Consider the following 17017-nt stretch of genomic DNA (forward strand, 5'->3'; position numbering starts at 1 on the left):
GCGTCGGCGGGGTCGGTGGAGGCTGTGGTCAGGCCGTCACGGCGTCCTGCTCCTCGTGGCGCCGGAGCCCGCGGCGGCCGACCAGGCGGTCGACGATCTGCGCGATGGCGCCGTCGCCGGTCACGTTGGTGGCCGTGCCGAAGGAGTCGATGGCGATGTAGGTGGCGATCATGAGCCCCACCTGTCCCTCGTCGAAGCCGAGGTTGCTCTGCATGAGGGCGGTCGCCGCCATCACCGCGCCACCGGGCACTCCCGGGGCGGCGATCATCATGATGCCGAGCATCAGGATGAAGCCCAGCATCGTGCCGAACTGGACGTCCTGCCCGTCCAGCAGCATGACGGCGATGGAGAAGCAGGTGAGCTTCACCGTGGAGCCGCCCAGGTGGATGGTCGCGCACAGCGGCACCACGAACGACGCCACCGGCTCGGAGACGCCGTTGCGGATCGTCTGCCGCAGGGTGACCGGGATGGTCGCCGCCGAGGAGGAGGTGCCCAGCGCGGTGGCGTAGGCGGGCAGCATGGTGCGGAGCAGCACCAGCGGGTTGCGGCCGGACAGGGCGCCGGCCACCGAGAACTGCAGCAGCAGGAGCACGACCGTCAGCGCGAAGACCATGACGATGACGCCGGCGAAGGTCGTCAGGACCTTCATCGCCTCGCCCGCCGCGGCCATGTTCAGGAACACGCCGAAGACGTAGAGGGGCAGCAGCGGGATGATCACGCCGGTGATCACGGCGTTGACGATCTCGCGGAACTCCTCGAAGCCCCGCTGCAGGACGTCACCCTTGACGAGGGTGAGCCCCACGCCGACGGTGAAGGCCAGCAGCAGGGCCGTCATGACGCCGAAGGCCGGCTCCATCTCGATCTCGAACCAGGGCTTCAGCAGGGCGTCCTCGGGGTTGGCCACGTCGGGCGTCGACCGGCCCTCGAGCAGGCCGGGCAGCAGCGCCATGCTCACGCCGTAGCCGAGCAGTCCGGCGACCACCGTGGAGGCGTAGGCGATGAGGGCGGTCAGCGCGAGCCACTTGCCCGCGCCGCGTCCCAGCTCGCCGATGGCCGGGACGATGAGCCCCAGGATGATCAGCGGGATGGCGAACGCCAGGAAGTTGCCGAACAGGCCGTTGAAGGTGGCGACGGTCCGGGTCAGCCAGTCGGGGGAGACGAGCCCGACGAGGACACCCAGTACGAGGGCCAGGAGGACGCGGGGCAGCAGGCCGAAGGACCTGCGCCGGGCGGGAGGGTGCTCGCTCATGGGTCCGGAGGGTACCCCGGGGCGCCCTCAGGAGGAGTTCAGCCGACCAGTCCGTAGACCATGCCGGCGACCGCGAGCAGACCGATGACCAGCAGGAAGGCGTTCTGCCAGGACCCGCGGTAGCGCGCCAGGGACGGCACCGAGTACACGGCGGCCAGCGGCAGCAGGAAGATGATCATCGCCATCACGGGCCCGGAGAGCGTCTCGATGGTCTTCAGGATGCTCGGGTTGACCACGGCCGCACCCCAGGTGAGCAGGAACAGGACGATACCGGCGACGATCCGCGCGGGGCGGTCCCCGACGCGCTGCTCCCGGTCGACCAGAGCGCGGGTCAGGCCGATGAGGCCCTCGGAGGCGCCCAGGTAGTGGCCGAAGTACGAGGACACGATCGCGGCGATGGTCACCAGCGGGCCGAGGACGCTGAAGAACCAGTCGTCCCGCTCGTTGGCCAGGTAGGAGAGCACCGGCAGGTTGGCCTCGCGCGCCGCCGAGACGCCCTCGGGGCCGAGGGCCAGGACGCAGGACCACACGAAGCCCATCGTGAACAGCACCAACAGCGCCGCGGACTGGAAGAGCACGCGGGAGGCGCGGCGGGCGGCGTCGGCTCCGTGGGCCTTCTCCATGGCCATCGAGAAGGTGGAGACCGCGGCGGAGTGGTTGAACGCGAACACCAGCACCGGGACCATCAGCCAGATGTCCATGAGCAGGTCCTGCCAGGCCGGCCACTGCCCGGCGCCGCGGAGGGACCAGTCGGGCACGAGCACGACGGTGGCGACGGCCAACATCGCGATGAGGGGGTAGACCACCACCTGGGCGACCCACAGCATGACCCGCTGGCTGGCCATCACGACCGACATCAGCAGGCTCACCAGCACCAGGGAGAGGAGCCAGCGTGGGATGCCCTCCCAGCCGAGCTGGTTGGCCAGCAGGCTGTCCACCGCGTTCGTGACCGCCACCCCGTAGATCGGGAGGATCGGCACGAAGCACAGGGCGTAGAGGGCGGTGACCGCCACTCCCCAACCCTCGCCGAAGTGCTCCCGGGAGAGCTCGGTGATGTCCTTCTCCGGGTCCGGGTCGGCGGTGACGAAGCGGGAGAGCGCGCGGTGCCCCAGGAAGGTCATGGGGAAGACCAGCAGCGTGCCGATCAGGAGCGGCCAGATGCCACCGGCCCCGGCGTTGAGCGGGAGGAAGAGGATGCCCGCCCCCACCGCGGTGCCGAAGAGGGTGACGACCCACGCGAGGTCGCTGCCGGCGGGTTCACCGGCCTCGTCGGGGCGCAGCAGGGTCGAACCACGGGCTGCCGTCGGACGGGCCGGCACGGACATGTGAACCTCTCGCTGGGGGACGGAAAGCCCGTGCACCCTACGGGACCCACCTGCGCGCGCACCTCGGCCAGGGGGCGCCCCGGCGTGTGCGTCAGTCGCCGATGGTGTCCTTGGCCCGGCGCACGATCTGCGGGTCCGGCTCGCCGACGATGTCGTGGTCCTTGCCCTCGTAGTCGAACTGGCTGAGGAAGTAGCGCATCGCATTGATGCGGCCACGCTTCTTGTCGTTGGACTTGATGGTGATCCACGGGGCCCAGTCGGTGTCCGTCCGGGCGAACATGTCCTCCTTGGCCGCGGTGTAGGAGTCCCACTTGTCCAGTGAGGCGAGGTCCATGGGGGAGAGCTTCCAGCGGCGCACGGGGTCGATCTGGCGGATCGCGAAGCGGGTGCGCTGCTCGTGGGCCGTGACGGAGAACCAGAACTTGGTGAGCGTGGTGCCGGCGTCCGTGATCATCTTCTCGAGCTGCGGCGCCTGTTCCATGAACTGCTCGTAGTCCGGCTTGGTGGTGAAGTCCATGACCCGCTCCACGCCGGCGCGGTTGTACCAGGAGCGGTCGAAGAACACGATCTCCCCGGCGGTCGGGAAGTGGTTGATGTAGCGCTGGAAGTACCACTGGCCGCGCTCGCGGTCGCTGGGCTTGTTCAGCGCCACCACCCGGGCGAAGCGCGGGTTCAGGTGCTCCATGAAGCGCTTGATGGTGCCGCCCTTGCCTGCGGCGTCGCGGCCCTCGAAGACGAGGATGTGGCGGGAGCCGACCTTCTGCGTCCAGTTCTGGAACTTGATGAGCTCGACCTGCAGCAGGTACTTCTCGACGTCGTAGTCCTCGCGCGTCATGCGCTCGTCGTACGGGTAGTTCTCGCGCCAGGTCTCGACCGCCTTGCCACCGGGATCGATGAGGTCCGGGTCCGATCCCTGGTCGTCCCGCACCGTGTACCCCTCCGCGGAGAGGCGGTCGATGTACTCACGGAGCTCCATCTGCATGAACGCAAGATAACGACAGGACGTGACCGGCAGGTGAACGGCCGGGCCGTCGCGGCGCCGTGGGAGCCGCCCCCTACCGTTGGCCCATGCTGCAGGAGATCCCCGAGGACGTGCCGGTGCTGGCGGTGCACGCGCACCCGGACGACGAGACGCTTGCGACCGGTGTGGCGTTGGCGACCCTGGCCGAGCGCGGTCACCCGGTGCACGTGCTCACCTGCACGCTGGGGGACCACGGGGAGGTGCTGTCGGCCGCGCTGCAGCACCTGGAGGGGACGCCGGCGCTCGCCCCGCACCGTCGCGCGGAGCTGTCCGCGGCCTGCGCCGCCCTGGGCGTGCAGCACCGCGTCCTGGGCGAGGAGCCCGGTGTGCCGGACCCGACTGCCGTGGAGCTCCGCGACTCGGGCATGGCCGGGAGTCCGGAGGCCGAGCACCCGCGGGCGCTGGTGAACGCCCCGCGCGACGTGCTCGCCGACCAGGTGCGGCAGGAGATCCGCCGGGTGGGGGCGCGGATCGTGCTGACCTACGACGAGACCGGGGGCTACGGCCACCCGGACCACGTGGCCGTCCACCGTGCGGTGGTCGCTGCAGTGCGCGGGCTGCCGCCCGAGGAGCGTCCCGACCTGTTCGCGGCCGTCACCCCCCGGTCCTGGGAGGTCGAGGGCCGGCGGTGGGTGGCCGAGCACGTCGAGGCGCGCGAGCCCTCCGGGGAGTTCCGGGGGCGGCCCACCGAGGGCGTGGTGGTCCCCCGGCCGACCGGCCCTGTTGCCGGGGAGGAGCCGCGGGAGGCCGACCGCTTCGCCAGCGGCGTGCGGGCCGACGAGGACGTCACCCACGAGGTGCACGGCACCCCCACCAGCCTGGCCGCCGTCGCGGCCGCCCGTCGTGCGCACGCGACCCAGCTCGTCGACCACGGTGAGTGGTGGGCCATGACCAACCTGGTGGCCCACCGGGCCGCGGCGGCCGAGGGCTACTCGCGCATGGATCCCTCCTCGGGGCGCATCGTGACCGGTGACTCCGCGCTGCGGGCACCCCTGGCCGGGCCGATGGCCTCCCGCGACGACTTCCGCTCGGCGATGGGGCACCTCGCCACCGGTGTGACGGTCCTGACCACCCGGTTCGGCCAGGGCGTCCACGCCATGACCGCCAACGCGGTGCTCTCGGTCTCCCTGCACCCGGTCCTGCTGGCGATCAGCATCGACAACGCGGCCCGCTTCTGCGAGGCCGTGGAGGCCAGCGGGGTGTTCACGGTCAACGTCCTGCCGGCCTCCGCGCGTCGCCACGGCGACTGGCTCTCTACCCCCGGGCGGCCGCTGGCCGGTCAGCTCGACCGGGTGCCGACCACGCCGGGCCGGTGGACCGGTCTGCCGCTGCTGCAGGAGGCCCTGGCGACCGCGGAGTGCCGCGTCGTGCAGCGCACCGTCCTGGGGGACCACACCCTGTTCGTCGGACTCGTGGAGGGGGTCACCGAGGCGCCACCGGGCGACCTCGGGGACGGGACGGGCCCCACGCCGCTGGTCTTCCACCGGGGCAGCCTCCGGAGCGGCCTGTGAGCGGCACCGCCCGGCGGGGCGAGGGCTGGCAGGGGGTCGCGGCCACCCTCATCCTGCTGCTGGGGATCCTGGCGGTGGCCTACCTCGTGCTCGTGGTCGTCGTGGGCCGCACCACGCCCCAGCGCCTGAGCGTCGCGGGTCACGACCTCGGCAACCTCTCGCGCTCGGAGGCCGAGCGCACGCTCGGCCAGCACGCGGACCGCCGGATGGCCGAGCCGGTCGTGGTCGTCGTCGACGGGCGGTCCGTCGAGCTGCCGCCGGCGGAGCTGGGGCTCGGCCTGGACGTCGAGGAGAGCCTGGCGGGGACGACCGGCCGCACCTGGGATCCCCGTGCGCTGTGGGAGCGCAGCTCCCGCGAGGTCCAGCGGGACTGGGCCGTCACCGTCGACCGGGACCGCCTGCACGCGCGGCTCGAGGAGCTCGCGCAGGAGACCGACCGTCCCGCGACCTCCGCCCGGGTCCGCCTGGACGGCACCGACGTGGAGCTCACCGAGGGCAGCACCGGGAAGGCGATGGAGGTCCGCCCGACCGCCCGCCAGGTGGCCCGGGAGTGGCCCGGGGACGGTCGCGTGGAGGCGACCACCGAGCAGGTGCGGCCCGAGGTCGGCATCGACGACCTGCGCCCGTTCACCGAGCGCGTCCTGCGCCCCGCGCTCGCCGGGCCGATCACCCTGGTGGCGGCGCCCGACCGCGAGCCCGGGGGCGGCAGCTCGCCGTCCGCCTCGGGCGGTGGGGAGTCCTCCGGGGCGGCCTCGCCCTCCGCTGGGGAGGAGTCCCCGGCGCGTCGGGAGGTGAGGCTCACGGCGCAGGAGGTGGCGGCGATGCTCTCGGTCGGTGGCGACCGGGGCCGTCCGCGGCTGGAGGTCGACGCCTCCCGCTGGCGGGAGGACCTGCCGCAGGGCCACGCGCTGGCCGACCGCTCCCCGCGGGAGCCGCGGCTGCGTCTCGAGGGTGACGGGGCGGCGGTGACCCCGGGGGAGGACGGGCAGCAGGTGTCCATCGGCGACGTCGAACGGGCCGTCCGTGATGCCGTGCGCGCGCAGGACCGTCGGGCGGAGGTGCCCGTGCACGTGACCGCGCCCGAGGCGGACGGGGAGACCTGGCCCACCACCAGGTTGGCGCGCTTCACCACCGAGCTGCCCGACGGCGAGGACAACGCCGCGCGGACCCACAACATCCGCACCCTGGCGCGGGAGGTGAACGGCACCGTCGTCGAGCCCGGCGAGCAGTTCAGCCTGCTGGAGGTGATGGGCGAGCCGACCGAGGAGGCCGGCTACCGCGAGGCCCACGTGATCAGCGGGGGCACGCTCTCGAACGCCCTGGGCGGCGGCCTGTCGCAGGTGTCGACGGCGGTGTACAACGTCGCCTTCCTGGCCGGCGTGCAGCTGGACGAGCACAAGCCGCACAGCTACTACATCGCGCGCTATCCCGAGGGGAGGGAGGCCACCCTGTGGTACCCGGCCATCGACAACGTCTGGACGAACGACACCCCCACCCCGATGATCGTGCGGGCCACCCTGAGTGATCACGAGCTGACCCTCAGCCTCTACGGCACCAAGCAGTACGACGTGACCTCCGAGACGAGTCCTCGCCGCGAGGAGGTCGAGCACCGGCGCTATCGCAGCGGCGGCGAGGACTGCGTCAGCCAGGGCGGCGTCGACGGCTTCGAGGTGACGGTCGAGCGTCGGCTGCGCCCGGTGGAGGGGTTCGACGGCGAGGGGCGCACGCAGCGGATCACGACGCACTACGACCCTAGCGACGAGGTGTTCTGCACCAACCCCGACTCCCCGGAGTACTCGGGGGCGACCACCCCGCCGTCGGACGACTACCGGCCGCTGTCCGAGCGGGAGGAGGACCAGCGGCAGGACGAACGGTCCTCGGAGGAATCCGCGCCCGGTGGGGACGGGGCCCCGACGGCCACCCGGTAACAGGGGGCCGCCCGGATCTCGCCTAGGATGAACAGCCGGTGGTGGCTTCGTCCTCCGCCGAGCCGAGCTGCCAGGAGGAGAAGCGTGACCTACGTCATCGCCTTGCCGTGCGTGGACGTCAAGGACAAGGCCTGCATCGACGAGTGCCCTGTCGACTGCATCTACGAGGGTGAGCGTTCGCTGTACATCCACCCGGACGAGTGCGTGGACTGCGGCGCCTGCGAGCCGGTGTGCCCCGTCGAGGCGATCTACTACGAGGACGACGTGCCGGACGAGTGGTCCGACTACTACAAGGCGAACGTCGAGTTCTTCGACGACCTCGGGGCACCCGGTGGTGCTGCCAAGATGGGCATGATCCCGAAGGACCACCCGTTGATCTCGGCCCTGCCGCCCCAGGGTGACAGCTGAGTTCTCGTCGTCGGGCGTCGACGTGACGGCGCCACCTGTTCTGACCGCTGGCTCCGGGCCGGCCCGCTGAGAGGATGACCATGACCGCCGACAAGGCACCTGCCACCTTCACCCACGAGGGAACCACGCTGGAGTTCCCCTTCATCGAGTCCGTCGAGGGTGACAACGGCTACGACATCTCCACCCTCCGCAAGGAGACGGGCAACGTCACCCTGGACGTGGGCTTCGTGAACACGGCCTCCTGCTCCTCGGCCATCACCTTCATCAACGGCGACGAGGGCATCCTGCGCTACCGCGGGTACCCGATCGAGCAGCTGGCCGACAACTCCAACTTCATGGAGGTCAGCAAGCTGCTGATGGACGGTGAGCTGCCGTCCGGCGACGAGCTCGACGCGTTCCGCAAGGACGTGCGTGCCAAGGCCGAGATGCCCGAGGGCATGAAGGACTTCTTCAAGTCCTTCCCGACCGACGCCCACCCGATGCCGGTGCTCTCCTCGGCCATCTCGGCGCTGTGCACCTACGACACCGAGAACCTGGACCCGTTCGACCCCGAGCAGCTGGCGAACGCCTCCAACCGCCTCATGGGCCAGGTGCCCGTGCTGGCCGCCAACGCCTATCGCAACCGCCAGGGTCTGCCGCCGATGCAGGCGGACACCGACCTGACGGTCGTCGAGAACTTCCTGCGCATGACCTTCGCCGACGCCGAGGGCAACTACGAGCTCGACGAGCGCATGGTCCGCGCGCTGGACATGCTGTTCATCCTGCACGCCGACCACGAGCAGAATTGCTCCACCTCGACCGTGCGCCTGGTGGGATCGGCCAACACCAACCTCTACGGCTCGGTGTCCGCCGGCGTGCAGGCCCTCTGGGGTCCGCTGCACGGTGGCGCCAACCAGGCCGTGCTGGAGATGCTCGAGGGCATCCAGAAGTCCGACGGCGGCGTGGACGAGTTCGTCCAGAAGGTCAAGGACAAGGCCGACGGCGTCAAGCTCATGGGCTTCGGGCACCGGGTGTACAAGAACTACGACCCGCGCGCCGCGATCGTGAAGAAGACCGCCGACGAGATCCTCGAGCACCTCGGGGCCGGCGACGAGCAGCTCGAGATCGCGATGCAGCTGGAGAAGGTCGCCCTCGAGGACGACTACTTCGTGCAGCGCAAGCTCTACCCGAACGTCGACTTCTACACCGGCCTGATCTACCAGGCGATGGGCTTCCCGACCGACATGTTCACGGTCCTGTTCGCCATCGGCCGCCTGCCGGGCTGGATCGCCCAGTACCGCGAGATGATCAACGACAAGGCCACCAAGATCGGCCGCCCGCGCCAGATCTACGTCGGCTCCCCGCAGCGCGACTACCCGAGCGCCTGACGCGCCCGACGAGGACGCCCCCCGGTCACCGACCGGGGGGCGTCCTTGTACACCCGGACGGTTACCGTGACCCGGTGACGACAACGCGCGACTACTACAAGGGGCCCCTGCGCCTGCGAGGACGGCGAGTGCCCTCGGAGACCACCGACGAACGGCTGCTGCGCAACGACGGGCTGGGCGCCTTCGTCCACACCGACCCGTGGCGGGTGATGCGCATCCAGGCCGAGTTCGTCGAGGGCTTCGGTGCGTTGGCGGAGCTCGGCCCCGCCGTGAGCGTCTTCGGCTCGGCCCGGGCGGACGTCGACTCGCCCGCCTACGCCTACGGGTTGGAGGTGGGCCGGCTGCTCGTGGAGGAGGGCTACGCCGTGATCACCGGCGGTGGTCCGGGCACCATGGAGGCCGCCAACCGGGGGGCCAGCGAGGCCGGCGGCGACAGCGTCGGGCTGGGCATCGAGCTCCCCTTCGAGGCGGGTCTCAACGAGTACGTGGACCTGGGCGTCAACTTCCGCTACTTCTTCGTGCGCAAGACCATGTTCGTCAAGTACGCTCACGGCTTCGTGGTGCTCCCGGGCGGCTTCGGCACCCTCGACGAGCTGTTCGAGGCGCTCACCCTGGTGCAGACGGGCAAGGTCACGCACTTCCCGATCGCGCTCATCGGCAGCGACTACTGGGGTCCGCTGCTGGACTGGATCCGGGACGTGCTGGTGGAGCGCCGGATGGTCTCCCCGAAGGACGTCGACCTGCTGTACCTGACCGATGACCCCGCGGACGCGGTGCGACACATCGTGGAGAACCCCGGGGCCGCCCGACGGGGCCGTCCCGCCGAGTGACGACTAGCGCGCGGGCCGTGTCATGATCCCCGTCATGGTCGTCGTCGTCATCGCCCTGCTCCTCTGCGTCGTCGCGTGGGTGGCGGCCGTCGTCATCGGCCGGCTGCCGGCGGGGGAGGGCGCGCTCCCGCAGGAGCTGCCCGCGGACGCGGCCGTGCACCTGCCCGACGGCCCGCTGCGCGGCGAGGACCTGCGCGGCCTGCGGCTGCCGATCACCATCCGCGGCTACCGGATGGCCGAGGTCGACGACGCGCTGCGTCGCATGGCCGAGGAGCTGGAGGCCCGGGACCGTGCCCTCGAGGCGGCACGCCGAGGGGACCCCGTCGCGTGAGGTGCGCCGCCGGGATGACAAAGTGACATCCCACACACATGCGTGCGGAGGTGGTGGAGCCGTGCGCGCGACCAGAGAGGAACTCCCGTGAAGTCTTTCGAGATGGAGCGCTTCGCCAGTGCCCCCGTGGAGGCCGTCTGGCCGCTGCTCACCGCGTTCACGCCGCGCAGCGAGTACTGCCCCTACAAGGTGGTCTCCACCCCCGCCGGCCCGATCGAGGTCGGGTGGAGTTTCGAGACCCGCACACCGGTGGGCCTGGGGTCGGTGAAGGACGTCCTGAAGGTCACCCGGTGGACGCCGCCCTCGGGCGGGCCCGCAGCGTTCTCGCTCCGCCGTGTCGGCCCGAAGGTGTCGGGTTGGTGCGACGTGACGATGACCCCCCACCCCCGCGGCTGCCGCATCTCCTGGCGCGAGTCCGTGCGCCCCTCGGGCATGGGTGGCGACGGTGCCACCGAGCGGGCGGTGAACCGCGTGGTCCGGCGTGCGATCGACGCCGCCGAGGACGGTTCCCGCCGCCGCTGAGCCACTCCCGGCCGGCTCCGCCGAGCACGAGGACCCCGGCACCCCACGGGGTGCCGGGGTCCTCGTGCTCGGCGTCAGCGGCCCTCGAACACCGGCTGCTCCTTGGCCAGGAAGGCCTCGACGGCCGCGCGGTGGTCACGGCTGGAGCCGGTGCGCTGCATCTGCGTCGCCTCGAACTCCAGCGCCCCGGCGAGGTCCGTGGACTGGGCGTTGCGCAGCGAGGCCTTCATGGCGGCGTAGGCCACGGTCGGCCCCGCGGCCAGTCGCCCGGCCAGCTCGGCGACCGTGGCGTCGAGCTCCGCGGCCGGCACGACGGTGCCCACCAGCCCGGCCTCCTGCGCCTCGGCGGCGGACAGCTTGGCGCCCAGCATGAGCAGCTCCGTGGCCCGGGCCGGCCCCGCCAGGCGCGGCAGGTGCCAGCTGGTGCCCGAGTCGCAGGACAGGCCGATGCCGGAGAACGCGAAGGTCAGCTTGGCCTCCGCGGCCATGACCCGGAGGTCGCAGGCCATGGCGAACGCGGCACCGGCCCCTGCGCACGCGCCGTTGATGCGCGCCACCACGGGCTTGTCCATACCCGCCAGGAGCGAGACGACCGGGTTGTAGTGGTCGGTGACCGTCCGCCACGGCTCGTCGGTGTCCAGCAGGCCGATGTGCTCCTTGAGGTCCTGCCCGACGCAGAAGGCGCGGTTCCCGGCGCCGGTCAGCACCACCACCCGCACCTCGGGGTCGTCGGCCACCTGCTGCAGGGAGGCCAGCAGGGCCTCCTTGGTGGGCACGTCCAGGGCGTTCATGGCGTCGGGCCGGTTGAGGGTCACCGTCGCGATGCCGTCGGTGGTCTCGAGCAGGACGGGCTGGTTGTCGTGGTCGGTCACGGGAGGCTCCTGTCGGGTCGTTTCCTCCTCGCAGCCTGCCACCTCGACGGGGCCTGACGGGGCGGCGCACCGGCCTGCAGGCGTGTCCGGGCAGGGGGTCGTGGGGGTCTTCGCAGGGAGCATCGCCCCCGATGGGAGATAATGGGGGTGCGAGAAGCGGTTCTGCGGGTGCAGAACCACCCTGTGCCGGTTTGAGCGCTCGGCACGACGACGAAAGGTAGAGGCATGGCAGCCATGAAGCCCCGCACCGGCGACGGTCCCCTGGAGATGACCAAGGAGGGCCGCGGCATCGTCCTGCGCATGCCCCTGGAGGGTGGCGGCCGTCTGGTCGTCGAGATGACCCCTGACGAGGCCAAGGACCTGGGTGCGGTCATCAACGACTGCATGGGCGGCTGAACCCCGCCGGGAGCCCGACGGGCCCTCTCCCCACGCCGGGGGAGGGCCCGTCCGCATGCCGGTCGCGCGACATATTGTGGACCCCATGAACCGTGAGCAGGCCGCCCTGGCCGGATACGCCGACCGCTGGCCCACGCCGCCGGTCGGGGCGCAGGATGCCGCGGACCTCGCGCGCACCCAGGTCTCCGGGCGCGACGTGGCGCCCGAGGGTGCCGTGCTGCGCCTCCTGGCCCGCACCTCGCGCGCCCGGGCGGCGGTGACCGCGACGACCCTCGGGGGTGCCATGCCGCTCTGGATCCTGCAGGGGATGCCCACCGACGGTGCCCTGACCTGCGTCGACGACGAGGCGCGCGCCGCGCTCACGCGGCGGGCGACGACCTCGGCCGGCGTGCCGCAGCACCGCTGGCGGATCATGCCGGGCCGCCCCGGTGAGGTGATGAACCGGCTGCGCGACGCGGCCTACGACCTCGTCGTCGTGGACGCGACCGCTCCCGACCTGGCCGAGCAGGTGTCGCAGGCACAGCGCATCGTGCGCCCCGGCGGGCTGCTGGTCATGGTGGGGGTGGGGCTCGACGGTCGGTTGGCGGACCCCGCTGACCGCTCGGACGACACCGTCCTGGTGCGCACCGTGCTGGAGGAGTGGCGCGCGATGGACTCCGACGCGATGATCCTGCCGATGGGAGCCGGCGTGGCGGCAGCGGTGGTCCCGTGAGGGGCGGCTGGCACACTGTCCCGGGGTCCGTGGCAGGCTGCCCGGACGCCGGCGCACGCGACCGGGTCGAGCGACCCACCACGACGACAGGAGTTGGTACGTGAACATCTTCGGGATGTCGCAGTGGGAGCTGCTCGTCATCGGGGCCGTCGTGCTGCTGCTCATCGGGCCCGACCGCCTGCCCGGTGCCCTGGAGAACCTGCGCCGGTGGATCCGGCAGGTGCGCGACATGGCCAACCAGGCCAAGGGGGACCTGCGCGAGCAGGTGGGCGACGACGTCGACCTCGACTGGCGCAAGTGGGACCCGCGGCAGTACAACCCGCGCCGCATCGTGCGCGAGGCGCTCATGGAGGAGGTCACCCCCCTCAAGGAGGAGCTGGATCCGCTGCGCAAGGAGCTGAACCCGCTGGCCTCCGACGACGACTCGCCGGCCACGGCGCGCGCGGGTGTGGCGGAGTCCTCCGGTGGCTCGGCCGCCCCGGCTGCGGGGCGCCCCGCACGCCGACGCGCCGGTCCCCGCGAGTACGACCCGCTGGCGCCCACGCCCTTCGACGCCGACGCGACCTGAGGTCGAGGGCCGGGGCGCGCCGGGTGCGGTGCGTCGGGGCCTTCCTGCGTCTTCTCGTCGGTGGTCGCCCGTCAGACCGGGCTGATGCCGAGCTTGCGGCCCGACAGACCGCGCGAACGCTGGGCCAGCCCCGCGGCGATCTCGTTGAGCGCCGCACCGGCGGCGCTGTCGGGCTCGGCGAGCACGACCGGGGTGCCCGCGTCACCGCCCTCGCGAAGGCGGGTGTCCAGCGGCACCTGACCCAGCAGCGGCACCTCGCCGCCGATCGTGCGGCCCAGGGAGTCGGCCACGGTCTGGCCACCGCCTGAGCCGAAGATCTCCTGGCGCGTGCCGTCGGGCAGCTCCAACCAGGACATGTTCTCGATGACGCCGGCCACGCGCTGCTTGGTCTGCAGGGCGATGGCACCGGCGCGCTCCGCGACCTCCGCGGCGGCCTGCTGGGGAGTGGTCACCACCAGCAGCTCGGAGCCCGGCAGCATCTGGGCCACCGAGATCGCGATGTCACCGGTGCCCGGCGGGAGGTCCAGCAGGAGCACGTCCAGGTCGCCCCAGAAGACGTCGGAGAGGAACTGCTGCAGGGCGCGGTGCAGCATCGGGCCGCGCCAGACGACCGGTTGGTTGCCGGGCACGAACATGCCGATCGAGATGACCTTCACGTCGTGGGCGACCGGCGGCATGATCATCTCGTCCACCTGCGTCGGCTGGTGCTGCACGCCCAGCATGCGGGGGACCGAGAAGCCGTAGATGTCGGCGTCGACCACGCCCACCTTGAGGCCCTCGGCGGCCATCGAGGCCGCGAGGTTGACGGTGACCGAGGACTTGCCGACCCCGCCCTTGCCGGAGGCCACGGCGTAGATCCGGGTCATGTTGTCCGGGCGCTGGAAGGGGATCTCGCGCTCGGCCTGGCCGCCGCGCAGGGTCTGCTTGAGCTGGGCCCGCTGCTCCTCGTTCATGACGCCGAGCTCGACGTCCACCTGCTCGACGCCCTCGACCCCACCGACCGCGGTCTTCACCTCGCGCTCGATGGTGGACTTCATGGGGCAGCCGGCCACCGTGAGCAGCACGCGGACCAGGACGCGGCCCGGGTCCTCCTTGGCGACCAGCACCTCCTCGACCATCCCCAGCTCGGTGATGGGGCGACGGATCTCGGGGTCGTTGACCGTGCTCAGGGCACTCTGGATGGCTGCGGGATCAGGAGCGGGCATGTCCTCCATCGTACGTCCGGTGCCTCGTGGCGCCGGTACCCGAGGGGGTGGCCGGCGACCGGTGGTCCGGGCCCTCCTCACCGGTGGTGCCCGGCTCGTCGTCCGCCTCGCCCCGGGGGTCCCCTCGGCCGTCGCGCTCGTCGAGCTCCTCCAGCAGCTCCTCGAGCAGGTCGCGCAGCTCGGAGCGGACGAAGTCGCGGCTGGCCATCTCTCCCACCGTCAGCCGCAGCGAGGCGACCTCGCGGGTGATGAACTCGGTATCGGCCAGGTTCCGCTCGTCCCGGCTGCGGTCCTGCTCGATGCTGACGCGGTCGCGGTCGTCCTGCCGGTTCTGGGCCAGCAGGATGAGCGGCGCGGCGTAGGAGGCCTGCAGCGACAGGATGAGCGTGAGCAGCGTGTAGTTGAGCGCCCGCGGGTCGAACTGCGCGGACTCCGGCATGAAGGTGTTCCACCCGAGCCAGAGGCCGCAGAAGAGCGTCATGTAGAGCAGGAACTGCGGGGTGCCCATGAAGCGGGCGAAGGCCTCGCTGGCCCGGCCGAAGGCCTCGGAGTCCACCCCCGGGCGGGGCAGCCGACGGCGGGCGACCTGCGGCGTGGACAGGCTGGGCGTGGTGTCCGCCCGGTCGGTCTTCACCGGGCCGGTCTTGGCCGCCGACCGACGCCCGGTCCGGCCGCTGGTCGCCTCGACCTCCAGCCGCCGGGCCCGCCGCTCGCGCAGCTCCCGGAGGCGGGTCGCGCGCTCCTCGGGGTCGACCTCAGCGGCCATCGGCTGCCTCCTGCTCCTCGTGGTCCTCCAGCGCCACGGCGGGGTCGGGCGCCTCGTCGTCGCGGTCCTCGCGCCAGTCGTCCGGGAGGATGTGGTCCAGCACGTCGTCGACCGTGACCGCGCCCAGCAGGCGCCGCTGCTCGTCCACCACGGGCAGCGAGATCATGTTGTAGTTCGCCATCGTGCGGGTGACCTCGCCGAGGCTGGAGTCCACGTCCAGCGGGTCGATGTCGCTGTCGACGATGGCGCCGATCGCCTCGTGCGGGGGCTCGCGCAGCATGCGCTGCAGGTGCACCACGCCGAGCAGCTTGCCGGTCGGCACCTCCAGCGGGGAGCGGCAGACGTAGACCATCGCCGCCAGCGCGGGGTGCAGCTCCGAGCGGCGCACCACCGCCAGGCCCTCGGCGATCGACGCGTCCGCCCCCAGGATCACCGGCTCGGTGGTCATCATGCCGCCGGCGGTGTCCTCGTCGTAGGTCAGCAGGGTGCGCAGGGGCTCGGCCTCCTCCGGCTCCATCGCGCCCAGCAGGGTGTCGGCCGTGACCTCGGGCAGCTCACCGAGCAGGTCGGCCGCGTCGTCGGGCTGCATCGCCTCGAGCACGTCGGCTGCGCGGTCGGTCGCCAGGCCGGCGACGATCGCGACGCGGTCCTCCTCGGGCAGCTCCTCGAGCACGTCGGCGAGCTTCTCGTCGGGCAGCGCCTCGGCCACCTCGCGGCGCCGCTTCGGGGTGAGCTCCTGGAGCGCGTCGGCCACGTCGGCGGGCTTGAGCTCGTCGAAGGACTCGACCAGGCGGTCGGCCCCCTGGGCGGGGTCCTCGGTGTGCAGTCCGGTCACCGCGTCGGCGTCCACCACCAGCGTCTCACCCCGTCGGCGCAGGCTGAGGCGTCGCCGGGTGGTGGGGGAGGGCTTGCGCACGAACAGCTTGGTGACGTGCCAGTCGCGGTTGCGCTGCTGGCTGATGCCGATGTCCTCGACCGTGGCGTCGAAGGTGTCGTCGTCGAGGGACACCCGGACGCGCCGGTCGAAGAGCTCGGACTGGACGAGTACCTCGCGGGGACGCCGCTCGAAGCGTCGGATGTTGAGCAGCCCGGTGGTGATGACCTGGCCGGCGTCGATGGAGGTCACCCGCGTCATGGGCATGAAGACCCGGCGCCGTCCGGCCACCTCGACGACGATGCCGATGACCCGGGTCACCCGGCGCTGGGTCGAGTGCTGGACGACCACGTCGCGCACCTGCCCGACCCGGTCGCCGAGGGGGTCGAAGACACCGAGGCCGACGAGGCGGGAGACGAAGACGCGGGGTGCACTCACGCGCACAGGGTAGAGGGTGGGTTCCCCCGCACCCGGGAACCGTGACAGCTGGCTGCCCGAGGGGCGGTGGGTGGACGGCTGGGAGAGGATGGCCCCATGAGCACATCTTCTGGACTGGGTCAGCACGGTGGCCTGGGCGCGGGCCGCTCGCTGCTGGAGCTGGAGGACCCCCGCTCGGTGGCGACCTACACGGAGTACGACGAGGCACAGGCCGCGGTGGACCACCTGAGCGACCAGGGCTTCCCGGTGGACCAGCTGGCCATCGTCGGCAGCGACCTCAAGCAGGTCGAGCGCGTGACGGGTCGGCTGAGCTGGGGCCGGGTGCTGCTGGGCGGTCTGCTCAGCGGCCTGTGGCTGGGAGCCTTCGTCGGGCTCGTCATGTCCCTCTTCAGCGACGACCGGCTGGTGCCGGTGCTGGCGACCACACTGCTCGCCGGTGCGGTGTTCGGCCTGGTCTGGGCCGCCCTCGGCTATGCCATGACGCGGGGCCGGCGGGACTTCACGTCGGTGACCCAGGTGGTCGCGACGAGCTACGAGGTGCTGGCCGAGGCGCCGCAGGTTGGCCGGGCGCGTGACCTGCTCGGGCTGGGGCAGCCGGCTCCCGTGCACACCGGTCCGCTGCGCACCTACGGCGAGGCGATCGACGCCGCCGCGGACGCCGAGCGGCGTCGCCCCGAGCAGCCCTGAGGCAGCA

The 17017-nt window shown here is 71.9% G+C and carries 18 protein-coding genes; 11 read left to right on the forward strand and 7 right to left on the reverse strand.

Annotation, left to right across the window (positions count from 1 at the left end; genetic code table 11):
* Positions 1–28: 28 nt before the first annotated feature.
* From ACY8FT_RS01120 to ppk2, 3 genes are all read right to left on the reverse strand, one after another.
* Positions 29–1249 carry a dicarboxylate/amino acid:cation symporter gene (locus ACY8FT_RS01120; RefSeq protein WP_462417109.1) on the reverse strand — a complete coding sequence of 407 codons (1221 nt, stop codon included), beginning with the start codon at positions 1247–1249 and terminating at the stop codon, positions 29–31.
* A 38-nt stretch (positions 1250–1287) separates the two neighbouring features.
* The gene (locus ACY8FT_RS01125) at positions 1288–2574 is read right to left on the reverse strand and encodes an amino acid permease (RefSeq protein WP_462417110.1); all 1287 of its coding nucleotides are present in this window, start codon (positions 2572–2574) and stop codon (positions 1288–1290) included.
* Positions 2575–2665: 91 nt separating this feature from the next.
* Positions 2666–3556 carry a polyphosphate kinase 2 gene (ppk2, locus tag ACY8FT_RS01130; RefSeq protein WP_462417111.1) on the reverse strand — a complete coding sequence of 297 codons (891 nt, stop codon included), beginning with the start codon at positions 3554–3556 and terminating at the stop codon, positions 2666–2668.
* A gap of 86 nt (positions 3557–3642) precedes the next feature.
* Here ppk2 and ACY8FT_RS01135 point away from each other — a divergent pair, with 86 nt between their 5' ends.
* The 7 genes from ACY8FT_RS01135 to ACY8FT_RS01165 all read left to right on the forward strand — a co-directional run bounded on the left by ACY8FT_RS01135 (position 3643) and on the right by ACY8FT_RS01165 (position 10492).
* The gene (locus tag ACY8FT_RS01135) at positions 3643–5106 is read left to right on the forward strand and encodes a flavin reductase (protein ID WP_462417112.1); all 1464 of its coding nucleotides are present in this window, start codon (positions 3643–3645) and stop codon (positions 5104–5106) included.
* Positions 5103–7034 (forward strand): VanW family protein, encoded by a 1932-nt coding sequence (locus ACY8FT_RS01140; protein WP_462417113.1) that lies wholly within the window; start codon positions 5103–5105, stop codon positions 7032–7034. Before ACY8FT_RS01135 ends, ACY8FT_RS01140 begins: the two co-directional genes overlap by 4 nt.
* Before the next feature lie 84 nt (positions 7035–7118).
* Entirely contained in the window at positions 7119–7442 is a 324-nt protein-coding gene (gene fdxA / locus ACY8FT_RS01145; RefSeq protein ID WP_462417114.1) for a ferredoxin, read from the forward strand.
* An 80-nt stretch (positions 7443–7522) separates the two neighbouring features.
* A complete protein-coding gene (locus ACY8FT_RS01150; RefSeq protein WP_462417115.1) occupies positions 7523–8809 on the forward strand; it encodes a citrate synthase in 1287 nt (428 codons plus the stop codon).
* 74 nt (positions 8810–8883) lie between these two features.
* Positions 8884–9639 carry an LOG family protein gene (locus ACY8FT_RS01155; protein ID WP_462417116.1) on the forward strand — a complete coding sequence of 252 codons (756 nt, stop codon included), beginning with the start codon at positions 8884–8886 and terminating at the stop codon, positions 9637–9639.
* A 34-nt stretch (positions 9640–9673) separates the two neighbouring features.
* Complete coding sequence (locus ACY8FT_RS01160; RefSeq protein ID WP_462417117.1) at positions 9674–9970, forward strand: DivIVA domain-containing protein; 297 nt, start codon at positions 9674–9676, stop codon at positions 9968–9970.
* 87 nt (positions 9971–10057) lie between these two features.
* Positions 10058–10492 (forward strand): SRPBCC family protein, encoded by a 435-nt coding sequence (locus ACY8FT_RS01165; RefSeq protein ID WP_462417118.1) that lies wholly within the window; start codon positions 10058–10060, stop codon positions 10490–10492.
* A gap of 74 nt (positions 10493–10566) precedes the next feature.
* Here ACY8FT_RS01165 and ACY8FT_RS01170 read toward each other — a convergent pair whose 3' ends face one another.
* Entirely contained in the window at positions 10567–11364 is a 798-nt protein-coding gene (locus ACY8FT_RS01170) for an enoyl-CoA hydratase/isomerase family protein (RefSeq protein WP_462417119.1), read from the reverse strand.
* A gap of 225 nt (positions 11365–11589) precedes the next feature.
* Here ACY8FT_RS01170 and ACY8FT_RS01175 point away from each other — a divergent pair, with 225 nt between their 5' ends.
* The 3 genes from ACY8FT_RS01175 to ACY8FT_RS01185 all read left to right on the forward strand — a co-directional run bounded on the left by ACY8FT_RS01175 (position 11590) and on the right by ACY8FT_RS01185 (position 13040).
* Entirely contained in the window at positions 11590–11760 is a 171-nt protein-coding gene (locus ACY8FT_RS01175) for a DUF3117 domain-containing protein (RefSeq protein ID WP_462417120.1), read from the forward strand.
* An 85-nt stretch (positions 11761–11845) separates the two neighbouring features.
* Entirely contained in the window at positions 11846–12472 is a 627-nt protein-coding gene (locus ACY8FT_RS01180; protein ID WP_462417121.1) for an O-methyltransferase, read from the forward strand.
* 100 nt (positions 12473–12572) lie between these two features.
* Positions 12573–13040: a twin-arginine translocase TatA/TatE family subunit gene (locus tag ACY8FT_RS01185; RefSeq protein WP_462417122.1), complete on the forward strand. Its 468-nt coding sequence runs from the start codon at positions 12573–12575 to the stop codon at positions 13038–13040.
* A 71-nt stretch (positions 13041–13111) separates the two neighbouring features.
* Here ACY8FT_RS01185 and ACY8FT_RS01190 read toward each other — a convergent pair whose 3' ends face one another.
* Genes ACY8FT_RS01190 through ACY8FT_RS01200 form a run of 3 tightly spaced genes read right to left on the reverse strand, consistent with a single transcriptional unit; the run spans position 13112 to position 16323 of the window.
* A complete protein-coding gene (locus tag ACY8FT_RS01190) occupies positions 13112–14245 on the reverse strand; it encodes an Mrp/NBP35 family ATP-binding protein (protein WP_462417123.1) in 1134 nt (377 codons plus the stop codon).
* The gene (locus ACY8FT_RS01195) at positions 14232–15011 is read right to left on the reverse strand and encodes a DUF1003 domain-containing protein (RefSeq protein ID WP_462417124.1); all 780 of its coding nucleotides are present in this window, start codon (positions 15009–15011) and stop codon (positions 14232–14234) included. Before ACY8FT_RS01195 ends, ACY8FT_RS01190 begins: the two co-directional genes overlap by 14 nt.
* Entirely contained in the window at positions 15001–16323 is a 1323-nt protein-coding gene (locus ACY8FT_RS01200) for a magnesium transporter MgtE N-terminal domain-containing protein (RefSeq protein WP_462417125.1), read from the reverse strand. The genes ACY8FT_RS01195 and ACY8FT_RS01200 overlap by 11 nt, the downstream gene beginning before the upstream one ends.
* A 96-nt stretch (positions 16324–16419) precedes the next feature.
* Between ACY8FT_RS01200 and ACY8FT_RS01205 the strand changes: the two genes are divergently transcribed.
* Positions 16420–17010 (forward strand): YflT domain-containing protein, encoded by a 591-nt coding sequence (locus tag ACY8FT_RS01205; protein ID WP_462417126.1) that lies wholly within the window; start codon positions 16420–16422, stop codon positions 17008–17010.
* Positions 17011–17017 lie beyond the last annotated feature (7 nt).

It is taken from the genome of Kytococcus sp. Marseille-QA3725 (assembly GCF_054950055.1).

Excerpts from the sequence above, each read along its gene's own strand:
- ACY8FT_RS01120 (WP_462417109.1), bottom strand. The coding sequence starts at position 1,249 with ATGAGCGAGCACCCTCCCGCCCGGCGCAGGTCCTTCGGCCTGCTGCCC.
- ACY8FT_RS01125 (WP_462417110.1), bottom strand. The coding sequence starts at position 2,574 with ATGTCCGTGCCGGCCCGTCCGACGGCAGCCCGTGGTTCGACCCTGCTG.
- ppk2 (WP_462417111.1), bottom strand. The coding sequence starts at position 3,556 with ATGCAGATGGAGCTCCGTGAGTACATCGACCGCCTCTCCGCGGAGGGG.
- ACY8FT_RS01135 (WP_462417112.1), top strand. The coding sequence starts at position 3,643 with ATGCTGCAGGAGATCCCCGAGGACGTGCCGGTGCTGGCGGTGCACGCG.
- ACY8FT_RS01150 (WP_462417115.1), top strand. The coding sequence starts at position 7,523 with ATGACCGCCGACAAGGCACCTGCCACCTTCACCCACGAGGGAACCACG.
- ACY8FT_RS01160 (WP_462417117.1), top strand. The coding sequence starts at position 9,674 with ATGGTCGTCGTCGTCATCGCCCTGCTCCTCTGCGTCGTCGCGTGGGTG.
- ACY8FT_RS01175 (WP_462417120.1), top strand. The coding sequence starts at position 11,590 with ATGGCAGCCATGAAGCCCCGCACCGGCGACGGTCCCCTGGAGATGACC.
- ACY8FT_RS01180 (WP_462417121.1), top strand. The coding sequence starts at position 11,846 with ATGAACCGTGAGCAGGCCGCCCTGGCCGGATACGCCGACCGCTGGCCC.
- ACY8FT_RS01190 (WP_462417123.1), bottom strand. The coding sequence starts at position 14,245 with ATGCCCGCTCCTGATCCCGCAGCCATCCAGAGTGCCCTGAGCACGGTC.
- ACY8FT_RS01195 (WP_462417124.1), bottom strand. The coding sequence starts at position 15,011 with ATGGCCGCTGAGGTCGACCCCGAGGAGCGCGCGACCCGCCTCCGGGAG.
- ACY8FT_RS01205 (WP_462417126.1), top strand. The coding sequence starts at position 16,420 with ATGAGCACATCTTCTGGACTGGGTCAGCACGGTGGCCTGGGCGCGGGC.